The following is a 19,676-nucleotide window of genomic DNA, read 5'->3' as shown; positions in this document are numbered from 1 at the left end:
ATCAGCATTCCGCTCACAAACGTATTAAGTTTTTTTAATGACCAACCGGCGCGATCCGCTCAGCGGCCTGCATGTCTTCATGAACGTGGTGAGCCATGGCAACTTCACGCGGGCCGCCGCGGCGCTTGGTCTGACACCCGCCGCCGTCAGCCTCGCGATCGGTCAGCTCGAAAGCGAACTGAACGTCAAGCTGTTCAGTCGCAGCACGCGCGGCGTGAGTCTCACGGAATTCGGCCAGCGCTATCACGAGCAGACCGCGCACGCGTACCTGAATGTCGTCCGGGCGCGCGATGCGCTGCTCGCCGACGTCGACGAACCGGAGGGCCATTTGCGCATCAGCGCGCTGCACCTCGCCAAATCCGTCGTGACGGCGCCCGTTCTCGCCGAATTCTTTCGCCGCTACCCGAAGGTCACGCTCGAGCTGCGCTACGAGGATCATCTCGTCGATATCGTGAAGGAACGGCTCGACGCGGGCATCCGCCTCGCCGATCGTCTGCGGCCCGGCATGGTCGGCGTCAAGATCGCGCCCGCCCTGACCTGCGCGCTCGTCGCCGCCCCCGGCTATCTCGCGCAGCACGGCACCCCCGCGAAGCTGGCCGATCTCGCCAGGCACCGGTGCATCCGGTTCCGGTTCCCGAAAAGCGGGCGGCTGCACAAATGGCCGCTACGCGAGGGCCGGCGCGAAGTCGAACTCAGCCTCGACGGACACTTCGTCAGCACCGATTCGGACGCGGTGATCGAGGCGGCGCGCGCGGGCGTGGGGATTGCGTTCGTGTTCATGCGGGAGCGGATCGACGAAGACCTGCGGCGCGGCCTGCTGCGCGAGGTCTTGCCGGGCGCGTGCCGCTCTTTGCCGCCGATGTGGCTCTACTACACGAATCGCCGGCATGTCAGCGCGAAGCTGCGCGCGTTCATCACGGTGCTCAAGGAGCAGGAAGCCGAGCGCGCGAAGCGATGACCGCCGCCCGCGGGGTGAGCCGGGCGGCGAATGCCGCGCGGCTTCACAAACTTGACTACACTGGGCGCTCGCGCCGAAACGCCGCGTATCCGCCGCCCCCGGGCAGGTGGAACAGTCTGCCCTCTTTTCATCGAACGAGAGTCTAGTCATGCCCGATCTGTCCGCTTTTCCGATCACGAAGAAATGGCCCGCGCAGCATCCCGACCGCCTCCAGCTCTATTCGCTGCCGACGCCGAACGGCGTCAAGGTGTCGATCATGCTCGAGGAGATCGGGTTGCCGTACGAGCCGCATCTCGTGCGCTTCGACACGCAGGACCAGCTGTCGCCCGAGTTCCTGTCGCTCAATCCGAACAACAAGATCCCCGCGCTGATCGACCCTGACGGCCCCGGCGGCAAGCCGTTCGCGCTGTTCGAATCCGGCGCGATCCTGCTTTACCTCGCGGACAAGACCGGCCAGTTGATTCCGCAGGATCCGGCGCTGCGCTACGAAACGATCCAGTGGCTGATGTTCCAGATGGCCGGCATCGGTCCGATATTCGGTCAGGTCGGCTTCTTCCACAAATTCGCGGGCCGCGAATACGAGGACAAGCGCCCGCGCGACCGCTACGTCGACGAATCGAAGCGCGTGCTTGCGGTGCTCGAGGGCCGCCTGGCCGGCCGCGCATGGATCATGGGCGACGCCTACTCGATCGCCGACATCACGACGTTCCCGTGGGTGCGCAACCTGATCGGCTTCTACGAGGCGCGCGAGCTGGTCGGATTCGACGCGTACCCGAACGTCGCGCGTGTGCTCGACGCATTCGTCGCGCGGCCCGCGGTCGCGCGCGGACTGACGATCCCCAGCCGGTCCTGACCGCCGGCGGGCGCCGCCTGTCGCCCGGTGGCGAGTCCTGAGCGAGAGACAGGCTCGTCCCGCGGCAAGCGGCGCCCCATCCTCCCGCGCACCGGCGTTGCCCATCGATCCGGCGGTCCGCCGCGATCGAACCCGGTGCGCGAACAAAAGCGCTTGACGTTCAGTCATCGCGCCCTATCCTTCTCCCAGCTACGAACGCACCATCCGATCGAAAACGGTTCCGATTGCCGGGATAGTTGCAAGCGCCGCACGCGGACCGCACGGCGGGACAGGTTCGCCCCGCGCGTTCAGCCGTACCTGAAACGGGATTCGTGCCGGAGGCGCGCAGTATCGATTGCCGTGCCGGTGCGAGCGCTCGCCCGCCGCTTCCGCAACACCGCCGCAACACGTAAATAATGAAAGGCAGATCCGGAAACAGTCGGTATTCCCCGCTTCTCGAACGCATCAATTGATTCGGTGTGCGAATGATAATTTCAAATGGATTACCGCGACCGGGATGAGCGCGTGCGCGCTCGCCGGCACGACGCACCGGCTGCATGCCCGTTCCCGCTTCGATTCGATCACTCACCCAGGAGGCCGACACCAGACAGACGCCCGACGAGACGCTTGACTGCCATTCCATTCACACATGTTCTGAACAGTGCAGGGTCCATTCAAGGGGTAACAAACGATGACGCAAACCTATTCGATTGAAAAACAATGTACCGGCGGCGCGGCGCGGCGGGTTTCCCGCACCGCTTCGCTCGCGCTAGCCGTGGTGCTGGCGTTCGGCGCCGCATCGGCGGCCGAGGCGGCGGGCGTGCTGACCCGCCACGTGCGAGACGGATTCAGCACCGCGATGGCGGCGGCGACGCTGGGCGACGTGCCCGTCGACCGCCGGATGGCGCTCGACGTGGTCCTGCCGGTGCGCGATCGCGCCGGACTGGATGCGTTCGTGGCGAACGTGACCAACCCGGCCAGCCCCGCTTTCCGGCAATACCTGACGCCCGCCCAATTCACCGCGCGATTCGGTCCGACCCAGGCCGACTACGATGCCACCGTGCAGTATCTGCGCCAGCATGGGCTATCCGTCACGGGCGGCAGCCGCGACGGGATGGACGTGCAGGTCGCCGGACCGGCGTCCGCCGTCGAAGCCGCCTTCAATCTCAAGCTCCATCTCTACCATCACCCGTCGGAGAACCGCACCTTCTTCGGCCCGGATCGCGAGCCGACGACCTCGCTGGCGATTCCGCTCTGGCACGTCTCGGGGCTGGACAACTATTCGATCCCGCATCCGCTGTTCGTCAAGAAGAGCGACTACGCGAAAGCGCACGGCATCAGCCCCGACGCGGTCGTCAGCCATGCGACGACCGGCTCGGGACCTTCCGCGTCGTTTCTCGGCAGCGACATGCGCGCGGCCTACTACGGCGGCTCGAGCCTGACCGGCGCGGGACAGAATCTCGGCCTGTTCGAATACGCGGGAACCGAACTGGCCGATCTCAATACCTATTTCAACAACATCGGCCAGACCAACCAGGTTCCGGTCACGCTGCTCTCGACCGATGGAACCAGCACGTCCTGCGACCCCAGCCAATGTGACGACGGCGAACAGACGCTCGACATGACCCAGGCCATCGGCATGGCGCCCGGGCTCGCCAGCCTGACGATGTACGTGGGCTCGACCGACACGGCGATCCTCAGCGCGATGACGACCAACAGCCCGCTGCCGACGACGATCGGCTGCTCGTGGGGCTGGACGCCGGCCGATCCGTCCACGCTGGACCCGTACTTCGAGAAGATGGCGGCCCAGGGCCAATCGTTCTTCGCGGCGTCCGGCGACTCCTCGACCTGGTCGAGTTCCAACGAGGCGTGGCCCGCGGACGACGCGTACGTCATCTCCGTCGGCGGAACCGATCTGACGACCGGCTCGGCGGCCGGCGCGTGGAAGTCCGAAACGGCGTGGGCCGACAGCGGCGGCGGCATCTCGCCCGACCACATCGCCATTCCGTCCTGGCAGAAGATCAGCGGCGTGATCAATTCCCGCAACAAGGGATCGACGACCACCCGCAACGGGCCGGATGTGTCGGCCAACGCCAACTTCACGTTCTACGTCTGCGCCGACCAGACCGACTGCACCGCGAACGAGTATGGCGGAACCAGCTTCGCCGCGCCGATGTGGGCGGGCTTCATCGCGCTGGCGAACCAGCAGGCGGCCGCGTCGGGGCAAGCGCCCGTCGGCTACTTCAATCCGTCGATCTATGCGCAGAACGAGGTCAACGGTGCGCTGACGCCTGCCTATACGGCGAATTTCCACGACATCACGAGCGGCAAGTCGGGCAGCTACTCCGCGACGACGGGCTATGACCTCGTGACCGGCTGGGGCAGCCCGAAAGTGGATCTGATCACGACGCTGGTTCGGTAAGCGTCGGCGAGGGGGCGCGTTCGGGCAATCCATGCCGCCCGAACGCGAACCATCGTGCGTCGTCATGCGATGCCTTCATGCGGCGAAACGCTTGACGGACCCGCCGCGCGAGCGGCGTTTCGGCACCGTGCGCCGGCCGTCGCCTTCCGCCGCGCACGCGTGGAACCGCCTTGACGGACGGGCCGGAAACGACCCGCCGTCAAGGTCGGTCATCCGCTTACTTCACGATCGTGAAAGTCTTCGGCGTCACCGCGAAGAACACGTTGTCCGTGCAGCTCACCCGGATACGCGCCTTGCTCGACGCCACGCCCGGCAGCGTGACCTTGGCGCGGCCGTTGTTGTCGGTGCTCGCCAGCAACGGTTCGGGCAGATAGCTGTATCCGCCGTCCAGCGACAGATCCAGCTTGACCTTGGCGCAGGCGATCGGCGCCGCATTGGTCTGCGCCACGTTCCAGCCGACGGTTTGTCCGGAGCCCGCCGCCCATTTCACGGCGGCACGCGGCGCCGTGACGGCGAACGCGCCGCCGGTATCCACCACGTTCACATACATGTTGCCGCTGGCGGTGTTCGGTCCCACGCCCAGCGAGCGGGCCATCGCCACGTTGTCGCGCACCGTCACGCGGAAGCTGAGCTTGCGATTGGTCGCAGGATAGACTTCGCCGTTGCCGAGCGGCTCGTCGCCCAGCACAGCCGCCAGGTGCGGGAAGGTTTGCTCGCCCTCGGCGTGCGGCTTGAACGAACGGAAGATCGGACCCTGGCCGTCGTCCTTCAGTTTGCCGAATTGCTCGGGGCCGAAATCGAATTGCTCCCAGGTGTAGGTCAGACCGCTGGCCTTGCTGCCCTGGGCCGCTTTCACCTTCAGCGTGAAAGGCGTCCGGGCCGGAATCGTATAGTGCGCGCGACCGGTGTCGAACGCATCCGGCGGCACCAGCGATTCCGGGTCGAGCCACGGCGCGCCGCTCTTGTTGAGCGTGCGGGTCGCGCAGCTGCCTCCCGCGCTGGCGATCCAGTCCTGGATCATGCCGATGCTGCTGCTGTTGAAATACGGATCGCTATGCGGCTGATAGGAAATGTCGCCGCCGTAGACGCCGGCGTAGCCCATGATGGTGGACCCTTCCCCCGGTTCCACCGCGTCCTCCTCCGGCGTACTGCGATTGGCGTTGAACGAATGGTACGAACCGAACGAGTGACCCAGTTCATGCGCCACGTAATCCACCGCGAACGCATCGCCGACCGGATCGGGCCGGCCGGTGCTGCCCGCCGCCTTGGTGGCGTCCTGGCAAGTGCTGGCGATCGATGCCCTGCCGCCGCTGCCGTTGCCCGCCACCACATGGCCGACATCGAAATTCTTGTTGCCGATCACCTTGGCGAGGTTCTGCACGTTCTTGCCGTTGATCTGCGGACCGCCGGGCGCCAGGCCCGCGTACGGATCGGTCTTGGCATCCGTGTAGATGATCTTGTCTTCCTGGTCGACCAGCGTCAGGTGCACGCCGAGATCGTTCTCATAGATTTCGTTGATGCGGTTGACCATCGTCGCCACGGCGGCCAGCCCGTCGACGACGGTTCCTCCGAAGCCCTGGGTATACGTGCTGGTCGCCGCCATCGCCAGGCGATAGTCGTACATCACGGAGCCGCCCGCCCGCGAGCCGGTCGTGTTGCCGGCCGCCGCCTTCGCCGAATTCTTTCGCACCCCGCTGCCGTTGAGCAGGTTCTTGTCGACCCCGTCCTCGTTGAACGGAGACGAGCCCGGCAGGGTTGCCCGCCTGAACGACCAGTACACGTCGCCGCTGTCCGCCGCCTTGCTGGCCCGGCCCGATAGCTGCCCTGCCGGCTGCACCAGCCACACGCCGTCCTTGTCTCCGTACACCGCCGCCTGCAAACCCTGCGGCGTGATGTCGACGCGGGCGCGACGCCCCTTGTCGTCCACGCCCTTGTAGCTCTTGAGCGCCGGATAGCGTTTGGCCAGCGCCGGCGGCAGAACATCCGATTCGGATAACGTGAAATACGTCACGCCGCCTTCCGGCAGCGGCAATGCGAGCCGGCTGCCCTGCCCCTTGGCGATCGCCGCGGCGCTTGCCGACAGTTCGGTCTTGAGATGGCCCAGGTCGAGCGTGACCGCCCGATAGGAAGCGGGAACGGACGTCGCCGCGCCACGAGTCGCGACGTCCGCCGAAGCAGGAGCGTCATGCCAGAGCCCGGCCGTATCGGCCGCCTGCGCCATCGAAGCACATCCCCAGGCGGCCAGTACCGCGCATGTCATCAGCAGCTTCTTCATATTCAGTCATCCTATTCAAATTGGACGAAGACGATTGGAAAAACACATTCCAGCGCTCTTTTCCCTTCGATCGAGCAACCGAAGGGCACCGCATGACGCAGACGCCTCTGCGGCCGGGCGCGGATCCGCGCGGACGACACTGCGTCCGGCGCAGGCTCGCGGCCGAGGTGGAAGACGTCGGGATCGATTCACATACCGCCTCCCCCGGCGGAAGACAAACCGGCGGACGCCGCACGAAAGCGAACGACAGCGATTCCTCCTCGCCAAAAATCGCCAGCGAAGAAAAGCCATCGTCGATATCTGAATGAATTAACGAAGAACTACGTGAAGATATTCATGATGGTCGGCCCTGTTGTTGATGTCGTATCGATAAACAAGCCGTGTTCTTCGGCACGTGCCTGCTCGCGAATTTCAATTGCAGTAGATTGCCGCTCGGCGGCTGCCACCCCGCCGGGATGACACCCAGGTCCCTCGCTCGACGAAACGGCGCAATCGATGCTTCATCCGATCCGGCGGTATGGCGTACCGGGCCGTTCCGCACCTCAGCTACCGTTCAATCTCCGGGTGAATATACTTCGTAAATTTTTGTAATGGAATATGAAAGCCGGGGAAATCCACGAAAAATCACAAATCTTCCGGCGTATTGAAATCCGGTTATTGATAATCGCGCGGCTGAAATCCAATGCTTTTCCGGCAGCGAGCGAATACGGACCGGCGTTCGAATGAAATCGTGCTTCGGGACGAAGCGTGCCGGCCACGGCGAGGGGTTTTAGCCGTTTGTTCTCGACGATCCCCCGTCTGCCCGGCGGGATTCACCGCCGGCGCAACGGCTTGCGCCGGCCGCGCCCCGCCCGCGCGGCGCGCGTGACAGGCGGGCGACCGCTCCCGCGATGCGCTCATCGAGATTGCCCGGACGTGCGCCACGGCGACATGCCGGCGTGGCCGGAACGCGATTCGTCTCCGTCGCCGACGTGTCCCACGCGCGACGCAAGCCGCAGACCCGGATCCCGCCGACCGTCATTCCGGCAACGGCGTCTGCCCCTGCAGCAGCTTGCCCAGCAGCCGCGCCAGCTGCGTCTGTTCGGCGGCGCTCAGCGCCGCGAGGATGTCGCGCTGATTGTCGAGATGCGCACCCACCGCCTCGTCGATCAGCTCGAGCCCGCTGCGCGTGAGCGCGACGAGCGTGCCGCGTCCGTCCGCCGGATTCGGTCGCCGCTCGACCCAGCCCGCCTTCTCGATCCGGTCGATCCGGTTCGTCATGCTGCCCGACGAGATCATCGCGGCATCGTACAGCGCGGTCGGCGTCAACGCATACGGCGCGCCGCTGCGGCGCAAGGTCGCCAGCACGTCGAATTCGCCGGGCTGCAACCCATAGCGCGCAAACAGCGGATTGAGCCGGTCGCGCGCGATCACCAGCGCCGCTTCCTGCAGCCTGCCGAGCACGATCATCGACGACGGCTCGAGATCCGGGCGTTCGTTGCGCCATTGTTCGACCGCGTGGGCGGCTCGGTCCATTTCCCCTCCCGTTCATCCAGTTAGCTTGACGTAGAGATAAACTCGAACTATCTTGACGCCAAGACAATTATACGAAACAGCCGGCCTGTCCGTGAAGGGCGTCCGGCCGTTCGCCAAGGAATTCCGCCTCATGCCTGCGCTTGTTTCCCCTGCCTGGCGGCTCACCGCCATCGTGCTCGTCGGCCTCAACCTGCGTCCCGTGCTCGCGTCGATCGGCCCGCTGCTCGACGCGATCCAGCGCGCCACCGGCATCGCCGACGGCACGGCCAGCCTGCTCACGACCGTCCCGATCCTGCTGATGGGCGCGGGCGCGCTGAGCGCCCGCTGGCTGCAGCGCCGCGCCGGCGTGCGCGCCGGTGTCTGGCTCGGCGTCGCGCTGATCGCGCTCGCATGCGCCGCGCGGCTCGCCGCGTCCGCGCCCGCCGTGCTGCTCGCGACCGCGCTCGGCGCCGGCGTCGGCATCGCGATGGTGCAGGCGCTGCTGCCGATGTTCATCAAGACGCACTTCAGCGCGCGCGCCGGCAGCGTGATGGGCTTCTACTCCACGTCGATCATGGGCGGCGCGGTGTTCGCGAGCGTCATCACGCCGTTTGCCGCAGCGCAGACCCACTGGACCACAGCGCTCGCCGGCTGGACGCTGCCCGCGCTCGCCGCCGTCGCGATCTGGCCGCTCGCGAGCCGCGCCGCGCCCGGCGCGACGCGCACCGCCGCCCCGTCCACCCGCCGTCCGCACGGCGCGCGGCCATGGCTCCTGGCGCTGTTCTTCGGGCTCGGCACCGGCGCGTACACGCTGGTGCTCGCGTGGCTGCCGCCGTACTTCGTCGCGCTCGGCTGGTCGCCCGAAGCGGCGGGCGGACTGCTCGGCGGCGTCACGCTCGCCGAGGTGGCCTCGGGCCTCGTCGTATCGGCTTTCATCGACCGTCTGAACGACCGCCGGCCCGCTCTGTTCGCCGCGATCGCGGCGCTGCTGGCGGGGCTGCTGGTCCTGATCGCGTCGCCGTCGAGCCTGGCGCTGCCGGCATCGCTGCTGATCGGCCTGGGGATCGGCGCGCTGTTCCCGCTGTCGCTGATCGTCGCGCTCGATCACGTCGATCATCCGGCCGAAGCCGGCGCGCTGACCGCCTTCGTGCAGGGGATCGGTTACCTGATCGCCGGGCTGTTCCCGTTCGCGGCCGGGCTGATCCGGCAGCACCTCGCGGACCTGACGCCCGCGTGGGCGTTCATGGCCGCCGTCTGCGTCGTGATGTTCGCGATGGCGGCGCGCTTCGCGCCGGTGCGCGTCGCCGCGACGGGCAGCCGCGCGTAATCAGCCAGCCGGCGCGTACAGCGTCGAATCGTCGAACGCCTCCGCGTCGAGCACGCGCCCGATCAGGATCAGCGCGGTGCGCTCGATGCCCGTCGCGGCAATCTTGCCGACGATGTCCGCGAGCGTTCCGCTCACGCGCGTCTCGTCCGGCCAGCTCGCGCGATAGATCACGGCCGCCGGACAATCCGCGCCGTAGTGCGGCACCACCTCGTCGACGATCCGCGCGAGGTGGCGCACGCCGAGATGGATCGCGAGCGTCGCGCGGTGCGCGGCCAGCGCGCCGAGCGCTTCGCCTTCCGGCATCGTCGTCTTGCCCGCATAGCGGGTGAGGATCACGGTTTGCGCGACCCCGGGCAGCGTCAGCTCGACGCCGAGCGATGCCGCGCACGCCGCCGTGGCCGTCACGCCCGGCACGATTTCATAAGGAATCCCGAGCGCCTTGAGCCGCCGGATCTGCTCGCCGATCGCGCCGTACAGCGACGGATCGCCCGAGTGCACGCGCGCCACGTCCCGCCCCTGCGCGTGAGCCGTCGCGAGCAGCGCGACGATCGCGTCGAGATCCAGGTCCGCCGTGTTGACCACCTGTTCGGCCCCGTGGCCGTCGAGCACCGCCGCGGGCACCAGCGATCCCGCATAGAGGATCACCGGGCAGCTGCGCACGAGGCGCTGCCCCTTCACCGTGATGAGTTCGGGGTCGCCCGGGCCCGCGCCGATAAAAAACACCGTCATTCCGTTCTCCGTCTGATTGTTACGGGCGGCGCCTGCGCGCGCCGCGCATCATTGCCCATCAAGGGCCAAGGGCCGCCAGCGCATCGCGCAACGCGGCCACATCGCCGAATTCTCGTTCGGCGGGCGGCAGCACCGGACGCGCCACCATCACGACCGGCACATGGCGCTCGCGCGCGACGTCGAGTTTCGCTTCCGTCGCCGCACCGCCGCTGTTCTTGCTGACGACGACGTCGATCCCGCACAGCGCGAACAGCGCGCGTTCGCCGTCGTGCGTAAACGGCCCCCGCGCGGCGATCACGTGCGCGCGCGCCCGGCCCGGATGCGGATCGAGGCAGCGGACCACCCAGTGCTGGTGAACGGGAATCGCGTCGAGGTGCGCGAGCGGTTCGCGGCCCAGCGTGAAGAGCGGCCGCGCGAACGGCGCAAGCGCCGCCTGCACGCCGGCCCAGTCGCGCACGTCGCGCCAATCGTCGCCCGGGCGCGGCTGCCAGGCCGCGCGGCGCAGCGCCCAGTACGCAACGCCGGTTGCCGCGCACGCCGCCGCCGCGTTCGCGCTGATCCTGGCCGCGTAAGGATGCGTCGCATCGACCAGCAGGCCGATGCGTTCGTCCGTCAGATAGCGGGCCAGGCCCGCCGCGCCGCCGAAGCCGCCGACCCGCACCGCGCACGCCAGATCGTCGGGCACCTTGCCGAGGCCGGCGAGACTGTACACGTGCCGCAGGCCGAGCGCGCGCGCGAGCCGCAGCGCGTCGCCGGTGCCGCCCAGCAGCAGGATGCGCGGACCGGCCGTCATCGCGCGACGCCGACGATGCCGCCCTGCCGGTCGATCGCGAACATCTCGACGGCGACCGACGCGGGGACGATGTCGCGGGCGACCCGCAACGCATGCGCGCAGACGATATCGCCGAGCGCGATGCCGGCGTCGCGCGCGAGCGCGAGCGCCTGCTGGCTGGTATTGGCGGCCCGCATCGCATCCTGCAGCGCGGCATCCGCGCCGGCCTGCGCGGCCCACGCCGCGAGTTGCCGCAGATCGATGCTCGAATGGCGGCTGTGCAGGTCGAGATGGCCCGCCGCAAGCTTGCTCAGCTTGCCGAAGCCGCCGCACATGCTGACCTGTTCGACCGGCGCGCGACGCAGATGCTTGAGCACCGCGCCCGCGAAATCGCCCATCTCGATCAGCGCCATGTCCGCGAGGCGGTAGTGCGCGCGCATCGTGTCCTCGCTCGCGTTGCCCGTGCACGCGGCAATGTGGCGGATGCCGTTCGCGCGCGCGACGTCGATGCCCTGGTGAATCGACGCGATATACGCGGAGCACGAAAACGGCCGCACGATGCCGGTCGTGCCGAGGATCGACAGGCCGCCGACGATGCCGAGCCGGGGATTCATCGTCTTCAGCGCGAGCGCCTCGCCGCCCTCGACGCCGATCGCGACCTCGAAGCCGCCCGCATAGCCGTACTCGGCGGCCAGCGCGCTCAGATGCTCGGTCATCATCCTGCGCGGCACCGGGTTGATCGCGGGCTCGCCGACGGGCAGCGTGAGCCCCGCGCGCGTCACCGTGCCGACGCCCGGCCCCGCGTGGAACCGCACGCCGCGCGCGGCCGCGAGCCGCACCCGCGCGAACACGACCGCGCCGTGCGTGACGTCGGGATCGTCGCCCGCATCCTTGACGGTGCCCGCTTCGGCGCCGTCGCCGCTCAGCCTGCAAAACACCAGCCGCATCAGCACCCGCTGGCCCTTCGGCAGCACGATCTCGACCGCGTCGCCCGCCGGTCCGCCGAGCAGCAGGCGCGCCGCCGCGAGCGACGTCGCCGTCGCGCAGCTGCCCGTCGTATAGCCGCTGCGCAGGGGCGCCGGCTGCTCGGGTGTTTCGTCGCGCATCAGCGGGAATCCGGCCGCGGCGCGCGCGGCTTGCGCGCCTCGAACAGCGTGACGGGCAGCGCCTGCCGCCAGGTGTCGAAACCGCCGAGCGGCTGGGCGTCCGCCAGCGCGACGCGCGTGAGCGTGCCGCCGTGCCGCTCGCGCCAATCGGCCAGCGCGGCCTCGCCCTGCAGCGTCACCGCGTTCGCGACCAGCCGCCCGCCGGGTTTCAGCGCCGACCAGCACGCGTCCAATACGCCCGCGCGGGTGACGCCGCCGCCGATGAACACCGCGTCGGGCTCGGCGAGCCCCGCGAGCGCATCGGGCGCGCGGCCCGCGACGAGTTGCAGCGCCGGCACGCCGAGCGCGTCGCGATTGTGCGCGATGCACTGCTGACGGTCGGGATGCGCTTCGACGGCGATCGCACGGCAAGACGGATGCGCACGCATCCATTCGATGCCGATCGAGCCGGATCCCGCGCCCACGTCCCACAGCAGTTCGCCCGGCGCGGGCGCGAGGCGGCCCAACGTCAGCGCGCGCATGTCGCGCTTCGTCAGTTGACCGTCGTGGCGGTAGGCGTCGTCCGGCAGGCCCGGCGTCAACGCGAGGCGCGGCGCGTCGTCGCCGGCGCGGCAGTCGAGCGCGATGAGGTTGAGCGCGGCCGTGCGCGGCGCGAGCCATGCATCGGCGCGGGCGTCGATCCGGCGCTCGAGGGGCCCGCCCAGATGCTCGAACACGCTCATCCGGCTTGCGCCGAAACCGCGCTCCGCCAACCACGCGGCCAGCGTCGCGGGGGTCGCGCCGTCGGCGCTCAGCACCAGCACGCGACGTCCGTCGTGCAGATGCCGCCGCAAGCCCGCGAGCGGCCGGCCGACCAGCGACACCGCCTCGATGTCCTGCAGCGCCCAGCCGAGCCGCGCGGCCGCGAGCGAGAGCGACGACGGCGCGGGCAGCACCCGCAGTTCGTCCGCCGGCACCGTGCGCGCGAGCGTCGCGCCGACGCCGTAGAACATCGGGTCGCCGCTCGCGAGCACGCACACGCGCGCCGGCCGCCGCGCGAGCAGCGCGGCGAGATCGAACGGCGTCGGCCAGCGCTCGCGCACCGCGCCGAGCCGCGCGGGCAGCATCGCCAGATGGCGCTCGCCGCCGATCACCACCGCCGCGTCGAGCAGCGCGCGCCGCGCGGACCTGCCCAGTCCCGCGACGCCGTCGTCGCCGATCCCGACCACCGTCAGCCAGGCCGTCATGCGCCGTTCCCCATCCGTTTTTCCCGTCAATCCGGCCATCGCCAGAACGCCCTGCCCGCGCGCGTCGCGCGGCCGGGGCCGTTTCAAAAAAAGGCATAATACAGCGTTCGTTCGCCGGTGCCCGATGGGCCTAACAGGGAACGCAGGGCACGCTACCGTGCTGCTGCGGCTGCCCCCGCAACTGTGCGCAGCGAGTCCGCTTCCTCCCCACGCCACTGGTTTCGCCGGGTCCGCCCGGCTGCCGGGAAGGCCGGGCACGGATGACGACCTGCGAGCCAGGAGACCTGCCGGTGTGAGATTCGTTCGTGCAGGCCCGCATCGGGCGGGGTGTACCGATGCAATGACGTGCCGCTGTCCGCGCCCGCGGGCGAGCGGCTCGCGGGCCGCCGCACGACGCTGACCCGGTGCCTCCTTGAAGCCTGTCCAAGCCGTTTTCGACGATTCCGCGTCCGTGCCGCGCGCGTCCGCCTGCCCGGGACTCGTGCGCATCGTCGCGGCGCGCGACGGCGGTCTGTGCCGGATCCGGCTGCCGGGCGGCGCGCTCGACGCCGCGCAGGCGCAGGCGATCGCGGCGGCCGCGCGCCGCCACGGCTCGGGCGTGCTGGACGCCACCAACCGCGCGAACCTGCAGTTGCGCGGCGTGCGTGCGGGAAGCGAAGCGTCGCTGCTCGGCGCGCTGCTCGACGCCGGTCTCGGCCCGCGGCTCGACGACGCGCCCGACGCGGCCCGCGCCGCCGCGCGCGACGATGCGCGCAACCTGATGCTGAGTCCCACCGCCGGCCGCGATCCGCACGCGCTGCTCGACAGCGCCGCGCTGGCCGCGCCGCTGCTCGCAATGCTGCAGACTGAGCCGCGCATCGCGGCGCTCTCCCCGAAATTCTCGATCCTGCTCGACGGCGGCGAACGCCTCGCCGCGCTCGATCATCCGCACGACATCTGGCTGTCGGCGCTGGCCGACGCACGGGGAGACATCCGGCTCGCGATCGGGCTGGCCGGCTGCCCGCCCGTCGACACGGCGACCGATACCCGCCGGCTGCCCGCGCTCGCCGCCGTGCGGCCCGCTCAGGCGGTCGAGCTGGTCCGCGCGCTGGTGTGCGCGTTCCTCGATCTCGCCCCGCCTGACGCGTCCCGGATCCGCCATCTGCTCGCGACGCACGCCCCCGATGTCCTGCTCGCGCAGGCGGAAGCGCGGTTGCCGTTCGCGCTTCGCCGCGACCCGCATCTCGCGCATTGGCGCCGAGCGATGCCGGATCCCGCGCTGCGCTTCGGCATCCGGCCGGAGCGCACAGCCGGCCTGCGTCACGTCGGCGGCCAGGCGCCGCTCGGCAGGCTGACGGCCGCGCAACTGGACGTGCTCGCCGATCTCGCGACGTCGCACGGCGACGGTTCGCTGCGCATCACGCCATGGCAAGGCGTGCTGCTGCCCGGCGTGCCGCGCGACGCGGCGCGCGATCTGCTCTCGCGCCTGCGGGCATGCGGCCTGATCTGCGACGCCGCGCATCCCGTCGCGCCACTGATCGCCTGCACCGGCTCGTCGGGCTGCGCCCGCGCGCGGGCCGACACCAAGACCGATGCGCTGCGGCTGGCGGAACGCCTCACGGCACCGCGCGAGCTGCATCTGAGCGGCTGCGAACGCAGCTGCGCGCTGCCTCGCCCGGCCGGACACACGCTGCTCGCGGCCGCGCCCGGACACTACGACCTTTATCGGCGCGACGGCACCGCGGGCTTCGGCCGCGTGGTCGCCCGCCATCTGACGATCGACCAGGTCGCGGCCCGCCTCGACGGACCGGACCCGCTTCAGGACTTCACCACCGATGTTTGATTACCTACGCGACGGTCAGGAAATCTACCGCCAGTCGTTCGCGACGATCCGCGCGGAAGCCGACCTCGACGGCCTCCCTCCCGACCTCGAAAAACTGGCCGTGCGCGTGATCCACGCGTGCGGGATGGTCGATATCGCGCGCGATCTGCGCTTCTCCCCGGGCGCCGGCGCGGCCGGCCGCGCGGCACTCGCGGCCGGCGCGCCGATTCTGTGCGACGCGCGGATGGTCGCCGAAGGCATCACCCGCGCGCGGCTGCCCGCCGGCAACCCGGTGCTTTGCACGCTCGGCGAGCCCGCCGTGCCCGATCTCGCCCGCACCCTCGGCAACACGCGCTCGGCCGCCGCGCTCGAACTGTGGCGTCCGCATCTCGCGGGCAGCGTCGTCGCGATCGGCAACGCGCCCACCGCGCTGTTCCATCTGATCGCCATGCTCGAAGCGGGCGCGCCCCGCCCCGCGCTGATCCTCGGTTTTCCGGTCGGCTTCGTCGGCGCGGCCGAATCGAAGGCGCTGCTCGCGGAGCATGCGCACGGCGTCCCGTTCGTCGCGGTGCAAGGCCGGCGCGGCGGCAGCGCGATGGCCGCCGCCGCCGTCAACGCGCTGGCGTCGGAGGCCGAATGAGCGCGCCGCACACGCGCCCCGGCCGGCTGTACGGCGTCGGTGTCGGCCCCGGAGACCCCGAGCTGCTGACGCTCAAGGCGCTGCGCGTGCTGCAGGCCGCGCCCGTGGTCGCGTACTTCGTCGCGAAGGGCAAGAAAGGCAATGCGTTCGGTATCGTCGAAGCGCATCTTCGCGACACGCAGACGCAGCTGCCGCTCGTCTATCCGGTCACGACCGAGACGCTCGCGCCGCCGCTCTGCTACGAGACGATCATCGCCGACTTCTACGACACCGCGGCCTCGGTCGTCGCCGACCAGCTCGACGCGGGACGCGACGTCGCGGTGATCTGCGAAGGCGATCCGTTTTTCTACGGCTCGTACATGTATCTGCACGACCGCCTCGCGGCGCGCTACGACGCGCAAGTCGTGCCGGGCGTGTGCTCGATGCTCGGCGGCGCGGCGGTGCTCGGCGCGCCGCTCGTGTATCGCAACCAGAGCCTGTCGGTGCTGTCGGGCGTGCTGCCCGAGCACGAATTGCGCGAACGCCTCGCGCGCGCCGACGCGGCCGTCGTGATGAAGCTCGGCCGCCATTTCGACAAGGTTCGCCGCGTGCTCGACGAACTGGGGCTCGCGCGCCGCGCGCTCTACGTCGAGCGCGCGACGATGACGAACCAGCGGATCGTCCCGCTCGCGGACGTCGATCCGATGGCGTCGCCGTATTTCTCGCTACTGGTCGTGCCGGGGGAAAAATGGCAAGGATGAACACCGCGCCGGCCATCGTGATCCTCGGGCCCGGCGCGCTCGACGTCGCGCGGCGCATCCAGGCCGGCTACCCGGGCGCGCAGGTTCACGCGCTCGCCGGCCGCGTGGCCGCCGACGCGGCCTACGACGAACTCGGCCCGCACCTGCGCGAGCTGTATCGGCGCGGTATCCCGATCGTCGCGCTGTGCGCGGCCGGCATCGTGATCCGCTGCCTCGCGCCGCTGCTCGCCGACAAGGGCGCGGAGCCGCCGGTGCTGGCCGTCGCGGAGGACGGCAGCGCGGTCGTGCCGCTGCTCGGCGGCCTCGCCGGGGTGAACGGGCTCGCGCGCGAGATCGGCGCGCTGCTCGAGCGCGCGCCCGCGATCACGACCAGCGGCGAATTGCGCTTCGGCGCCTGCGTGCTCAATCCGCCCGACGGCTATACGCTCGCGGATCTCGGTCACGGCAAGCGTTTCGTGTCCGACCTGCTGGCCGGCGAGTCGGTGCGGATCGACGGCGCGGCCCCGTGGCTCGACGACGTCGCGCTGCCGCGCGATCCTCACGCGGCGCGCACGATCCGCGTCACGCCGCACGAGCAGGACGACGCACGGGAGGCCCTGCTGATTCATCCGCGCAGCGTCGTCGTCGCCGTCGCGCCCGCCGCGCGCGAACCCGGCGCCGCCGCTTCCCCGCTACCCGATCTCGCTCGGCGGATTCTCGACCGGCTGGCCGCGCAGCGCGTCGCGCCGCTCGCGCTGGCCGCGCTCGTCGCACCGGAAGCGGATCGGGCAAACGCGTCGCTCGCCGCCGCAGCCGCGACGCTCGGCGTGCCGCTGCGCTTCGTCGCCGGCGTCGCTCCCGGCCGGCCGGCGCGCGAACTGCTCGCCGCCGCGCTCGCGACGGCCGCGCCCGGCCATGCGCCGTGCGACGGCGCAAGCGCCGATCTCGCGCTCGCCGTGTGCGGCGCGCCGATCGCGCCCGACATGCTGGGCCGCGCGCGCGGCCGCCTCACCGTGCTCGGGCTCGGCCCCGGCTGCGCCGAACTGCTGACGCCGGCGGCCCGCGCCGCGCTCGCCGACGCGACCGACATCCTCGGCTATGCGACCTACGTCGACATGGCCGGCCCGTTCCGCACGGATCAGCGCGTGCATGCCACCGACAACCGCGAGGAGATGCAGCGCGCGCGGCATGCGTTCGAACTGGCCGCGCAAGGCCGGCGCGTCGCCATGGTGTCGTCGGGCGACCCCGGCGTATTCGCGATGGCCGCCGCCGTGCTCGAAGCGCTCGACGTATCGGCCGACCCGGACTGGGCCGCCGTCGAACTCGACATCGTGCCGGGCGTCTCCGCGGCGCTCGCCACCGCCGCCGAGGCCGGCGCGCCGCTCGGTCACGACTTCTGCATGATCTCGCTGTCGGACAACCTGAAACCGTGGGACATCATCGAGACCCGCCTGCGGCACGCGGCGCAGGCGGATCTGGTAATGGCGTTCTACAACCCGATCTCGCGCGCGCGGCCGTGGCAGCTCGACCGCGCGCTCGACACCGTGCGCGCCCACCGCACGCCCGACACCGTCGTCGTGCTCGGCCGCGACATCGGCCGCCCCGGCGCGACGCTGGCGGCGACCACGCTCGGCGCGCTGCGCGCCGACCAGGTCGACATGCGGACGATGGTGATCGTCGGCTCGTCGACCACCCGCCGCTTTTCCGTCAACAATGGCCGGGATTGGATCTATACCCCGCGCTGGTATCGCTGAAACGCCCGCCGCACGGGCTTCGAAAAGGTCGGCGATGCGGTATTACATTGGTATCACATTGGAATTAAATTGGCCTGATAATTTCTTTATTCGATTCAAATAACAAAAAGAACAACTAACTATTCACTATTGAGCTGGAATCCTCCAAGATGGGCACGCCGCAGTCCAGGGCCGCCCATGTCCGGTCCGACGCGGCGGCGATGCACAGGCCGGTGCGTCGCTTACAACCATGGAGAGAGCACAATGAAATCCAGCGTGTTGTCACACCTCGTTCCGCGCGCCGTCGCCGCGGGCTGTCTGTTCGCCGCGGCGAGCGTGTCGCAGGCGGCGGGGGTTTATGCGCCCTACGTCGACGTGACGCTCTACCCGACGCCGATCGTCGACCAGATCGGCGTTCAGCAGGGCATCCAGCAATTCACGCTCGCGTTCGTCGTCGCGGGCAACGGCTGCACGCCGTCCTGGGGCGGCGTGCAGGCGATCGGCAACGGCGCGACGGGCGACCTGCTGACCGCGATCGGAGCCGGGATCACGAACTATCGCGCGAAAGGCGGCGAAGTCGCGGTGTCGTTCGGGGGCGCCAACGGCACGCAGCTGATGCAGGCCTGCACGAGCGTGCCCGCACTGCAAGCCGCGTATCAAACCGTGATCGACACCTATAGCCTGAGCCATATCGACTTCGACATCGAAGGTTCGTCGCAGCAGGACTTGACATCGGTCACCCGCAACTTCCAGGCGGTCGCGCTGCTGCAATCGGCGGCCGCGGCCAAGAACCGGGTGCTGCACGTCACGCTGACGCTGCCGACGATGCCGACGGGCCTCACGCAGGACGGACTCAACGTGCTCAATGCCGCGATCGCGAACAACGTCGCGATCGACGCGGTCAACGTGATGGCGATGGACTACGGCCCCTCGGGCATCGACATGGGCGCGGCCGCGATCAGCGCCGGGCAGGCGCTCTATTCGCAGCTCGACACCGCGTACAAATCGGTCGGCCAGACCAAGACGAGCGCGCAGCTCTGGCAGTTGGTCGGCGTGACGCCGATGATCGGCCAGAACGATACGCAGGGCGAAATCTTCACGCTTGCGAATGCGCAGACCCTGCTGACTACGGCGACCAACAACGGCTACGGGTTCCTCGGCAACTGGTCGATCGGCCGCGACCAACCGTGCGCGAGCAACACCGGCTATGCATCGCCGATCTGCTCGGGCGTGACCCAGCAGCCGTACGGATTCGCGTCGATCTTCAAGGGATTGAGCGGCCAGTGGGGCACGGGCGTCACGCAGGATCCGAACTACGGCGGCGGATCGAGCGGCGGCACGCCGCAGCCCGGCTCGCCGTGGTCGGCCAGTCAGGTCTACACGGCGGGCGCGACGGTCACGTACCAAGGCACGACCTATCAGGCGCAGTGGTGGACCCAGGGCGACATTCCCGGACAGGCGTCGGTCTGGAAAGCGGTGAGCGGCAGCGCGCCCAACTGGTCGGCGACGACCGCGTATACGGGCGGCTCGTGCGTGATGTACCAGGGCGCGAAGTATTGCGCGCAATGGTGGACTCAGGGCAATACGCCGAGCGCGGGCGGCGTGTGGGTGAAATCGTGAGCGTGAGCGGATCCGCCGGGCG

The 19,676-nt window shown here is 69.6% G+C and carries 15 protein-coding genes and 1 riboswitch; of the genes, 9 read left to right on the top strand and 6 right to left on the bottom strand.

Going from position 1 to position 19,676, the window contains the following annotated elements:
• Nucleotides 1–37: 37 nt before the first annotated feature.
• From RZR99_RS02945 to RZR99_RS02935, 3 genes are all read left to right on the top strand, one after another.
• Complete coding sequence (locus tag RZR99_RS02945; protein ID WP_323118239.1) at nt 38–958, top strand: LysR family transcriptional regulator; 921 nt, start codon at nt 38–40, stop codon at nt 956–958.
• A gap of 148 nt (nt 959–1,106) precedes the next feature.
• Nucleotides 1,107–1,811 carry a glutathione S-transferase N-terminal domain-containing protein gene (locus RZR99_RS02940; RefSeq protein ID WP_323118238.1) on the top strand — a complete coding sequence of 235 codons (705 nt, stop codon included), beginning with the start codon at nt 1,107–1,109 and terminating at the stop codon, nt 1,809–1,811.
• A gap of 670 nt (nt 1,812–2,481) precedes the next feature.
• Entirely contained in the window at nt 2,482–4,212 is a 1,731-nt protein-coding gene (locus RZR99_RS02935) for a S53 family peptidase (RefSeq protein ID WP_323118237.1), read from the top strand.
• A 217-nt stretch (nt 4,213–4,429) separates the two neighbouring features.
• Here the strand turns inward: RZR99_RS02935 and RZR99_RS02930 are convergent, their stop codons facing one another.
• Together RZR99_RS02930 and RZR99_RS02925 are read right to left on the bottom strand one after the other, a co-directional pair.
• On the bottom strand, nt 4,430–6,487 hold the full coding sequence (locus RZR99_RS02930; protein WP_323118236.1) for a reprolysin-like metallopeptidase: 2,058 nt from the start codon (nt 6,485–6,487) through the stop codon (nt 4,430–4,432).
• A 1,017-nt stretch (nt 6,488–7,504) separates the two neighbouring features.
• Nucleotides 7,505–8,002 (bottom strand): MarR family winged helix-turn-helix transcriptional regulator, encoded by a 498-nt coding sequence (locus tag RZR99_RS02925; protein ID WP_323118235.1) that lies wholly within the window; start codon nt 8,000–8,002, stop codon nt 7,505–7,507.
• Nucleotides 8,003–8,132: 130 nt separating this feature from the next.
• Between RZR99_RS02925 and RZR99_RS02920 the strand changes: the two genes are divergently transcribed.
• The gene (locus tag RZR99_RS02920) at nt 8,133–9,308 is read left to right on the top strand and encodes an MFS transporter (protein WP_323118234.1); all 1,176 of its coding nucleotides are present in this window, start codon (nt 8,133–8,135) and stop codon (nt 9,306–9,308) included.
• On the opposite strand, the gene cobM is transcribed toward RZR99_RS02920, so the two are convergent.
• From cobM to cbiE, 4 genes are read right to left on the bottom strand one after another with little or no spacing between them, the layout of a single operon-like run.
• On the bottom strand, nt 9,309–10,037 hold the full coding sequence (cobM, locus tag RZR99_RS02915) for a precorrin-4 C(11)-methyltransferase (RefSeq protein WP_323118233.1): 729 nt from the start codon (nt 10,035–10,037) through the stop codon (nt 9,309–9,311). It lies immediately after the preceding gene.
• A gap of 58 nt (nt 10,038–10,095) precedes the next feature.
• Entirely contained in the window at nt 10,096–10,830 is a 735-nt protein-coding gene (locus RZR99_RS02910) for a cobalt-precorrin-6A reductase (RefSeq protein WP_323118232.1), read from the bottom strand.
• A complete protein-coding gene (locus tag RZR99_RS02905; RefSeq protein WP_323118231.1) occupies nt 10,827–11,915 on the bottom strand; it encodes a cobalt-precorrin-5B (C(1))-methyltransferase in 1,089 nt (362 codons plus the stop codon). The genes RZR99_RS02910 and RZR99_RS02905 overlap by 4 nt, the downstream gene beginning before the upstream one ends.
• The gene (cbiE, locus tag RZR99_RS02900; RefSeq protein WP_323118230.1) at nt 11,915–13,141 is read right to left on the bottom strand and encodes a precorrin-6y C5,15-methyltransferase (decarboxylating) subunit CbiE; all 1,227 of its coding nucleotides are present in this window, start codon (nt 13,139–13,141) and stop codon (nt 11,915–11,917) included. Before cbiE ends, RZR99_RS02905 begins: the two co-directional genes overlap by 1 nt.
• Nucleotides 13,142–13,239: 98 nt before the next feature.
• Nucleotides 13,240–13,447: riboswitch (cobalamin riboswitch) on the top strand.
• 106 nt (nt 13,448–13,553) lie between these two features.
• Between cbiE and cobG the strand changes: the two genes are divergently transcribed.
• The 5 genes from cobG to RZR99_RS02875 all read left to right on the top strand — a co-directional run bounded on the left by cobG (nt 13,554) and on the right by RZR99_RS02875 (nt 19,654).
• A complete protein-coding gene (gene cobG, locus RZR99_RS02895) occupies nt 13,554–14,963 on the top strand; it encodes a precorrin-3B synthase (RefSeq protein ID WP_323118229.1) in 1,410 nt (469 codons plus the stop codon).
• Nucleotides 14,956–15,582, top strand: a complete 627-nt coding sequence (locus RZR99_RS02890) for a precorrin-8X methylmutase (RefSeq protein WP_323118228.1) — start codon at nt 14,956–14,958, stop codon at nt 15,580–15,582. The genes cobG and RZR99_RS02890 overlap by 8 nt, the downstream gene beginning before the upstream one ends.
• Complete coding sequence (locus RZR99_RS02885; protein WP_323118227.1) at nt 15,579–16,322, top strand: precorrin-2 C(20)-methyltransferase; 744 nt, start codon at nt 15,579–15,581, stop codon at nt 16,320–16,322. The genes RZR99_RS02890 and RZR99_RS02885 overlap by 4 nt, the downstream gene beginning before the upstream one ends.
• Nucleotides 16,319–18,055, top strand: coding sequence for a precorrin-3B C(17)-methyltransferase (gene cobJ / locus RZR99_RS02880; RefSeq protein ID WP_323118331.1), 1,737 nt, complete (start codon nt 16,319–16,321; stop codon nt 18,053–18,055). The genes RZR99_RS02885 and cobJ overlap by 4 nt, the downstream gene beginning before the upstream one ends.
• Before the next feature lie 243 nt (nt 18,056–18,298).
• Nucleotides 18,299–19,654, top strand: coding sequence for a chitinase (locus RZR99_RS02875; RefSeq protein ID WP_323118226.1), 1,356 nt, complete (start codon nt 18,299–18,301; stop codon nt 19,652–19,654).
• Nucleotides 19,655–19,676: the final 22 nt, after the last annotated feature.

This window comes from Burkholderia alba (assembly GCF_034721475.1).
Taxonomy (GTDB): domain Bacteria; phylum Pseudomonadota; class Gammaproteobacteria; order Burkholderiales; family Burkholderiaceae; genus Burkholderia; species Burkholderia alba.
This window is presented reverse-complemented; position numbering and strand designations above follow the sequence as displayed.

Excerpts from the sequence above, each read along its gene's own strand:
- RZR99_RS02935 (WP_323118237.1), top strand. The coding sequence starts at position 2,482 with ATGACGCAAACCTATTCGATTGAAAAACAATGTACCGGCGGCGCGGCG.
- RZR99_RS02930 (WP_323118236.1), bottom strand. The coding sequence starts at position 6,487 with ATGAAGAAGCTGCTGATGACATGCGCGGTACTGGCCGCCTGGGGATGT.
- RZR99_RS02940 (WP_323118238.1), top strand. The coding sequence starts at position 1,107 with ATGCCCGATCTGTCCGCTTTTCCGATCACGAAGAAATGGCCCGCGCAG.
- cobJ (WP_323118331.1), top strand. The coding sequence starts at position 16,319 with ATGAACACCGCGCCGGCCATCGTGATCCTCGGGCCCGGCGCGCTCGAC.
- RZR99_RS02920 (WP_323118234.1), top strand. The coding sequence starts at position 8,133 with ATGCCTGCGCTTGTTTCCCCTGCCTGGCGGCTCACCGCCATCGTGCTC.
- cobM (WP_323118233.1), bottom strand. The coding sequence starts at position 10,037 with ATGACGGTGTTTTTTATCGGCGCGGGCCCGGGCGACCCCGAACTCATC.
- RZR99_RS02945 (WP_323118239.1), top strand. The coding sequence starts at position 38 with ATGACCAACCGGCGCGATCCGCTCAGCGGCCTGCATGTCTTCATGAAC.
- cbiE (WP_323118230.1), bottom strand. The coding sequence starts at position 13,141 with ATGACGGCCTGGCTGACGGTGGTCGGGATCGGCGACGACGGCGTCGCG.
- RZR99_RS02905 (WP_323118231.1), bottom strand. The coding sequence starts at position 11,915 with ATGCGCGACGAAACACCCGAGCAGCCGGCGCCCCTGCGCAGCGGCTAT.
- RZR99_RS02925 (WP_323118235.1), bottom strand. The coding sequence starts at position 8,002 with ATGGACCGAGCCGCCCACGCGGTCGAACAATGGCGCAACGAACGCCCG.
- RZR99_RS02885 (WP_323118227.1), top strand. The coding sequence starts at position 15,579 with ATGAGCGCGCCGCACACGCGCCCCGGCCGGCTGTACGGCGTCGGTGTC.
- RZR99_RS02875 (WP_323118226.1), top strand. The coding sequence starts at position 18,299 with ATGAAATCCAGCGTGTTGTCACACCTCGTTCCGCGCGCCGTCGCCGCG.
- RZR99_RS02910 (WP_323118232.1), bottom strand. The coding sequence starts at position 10,830 with ATGACGGCCGGTCCGCGCATCCTGCTGCTGGGCGGCACCGGCGACGCG.
- RZR99_RS02890 (WP_323118228.1), top strand. The coding sequence starts at position 14,956 with ATGTTTGATTACCTACGCGACGGTCAGGAAATCTACCGCCAGTCGTTC.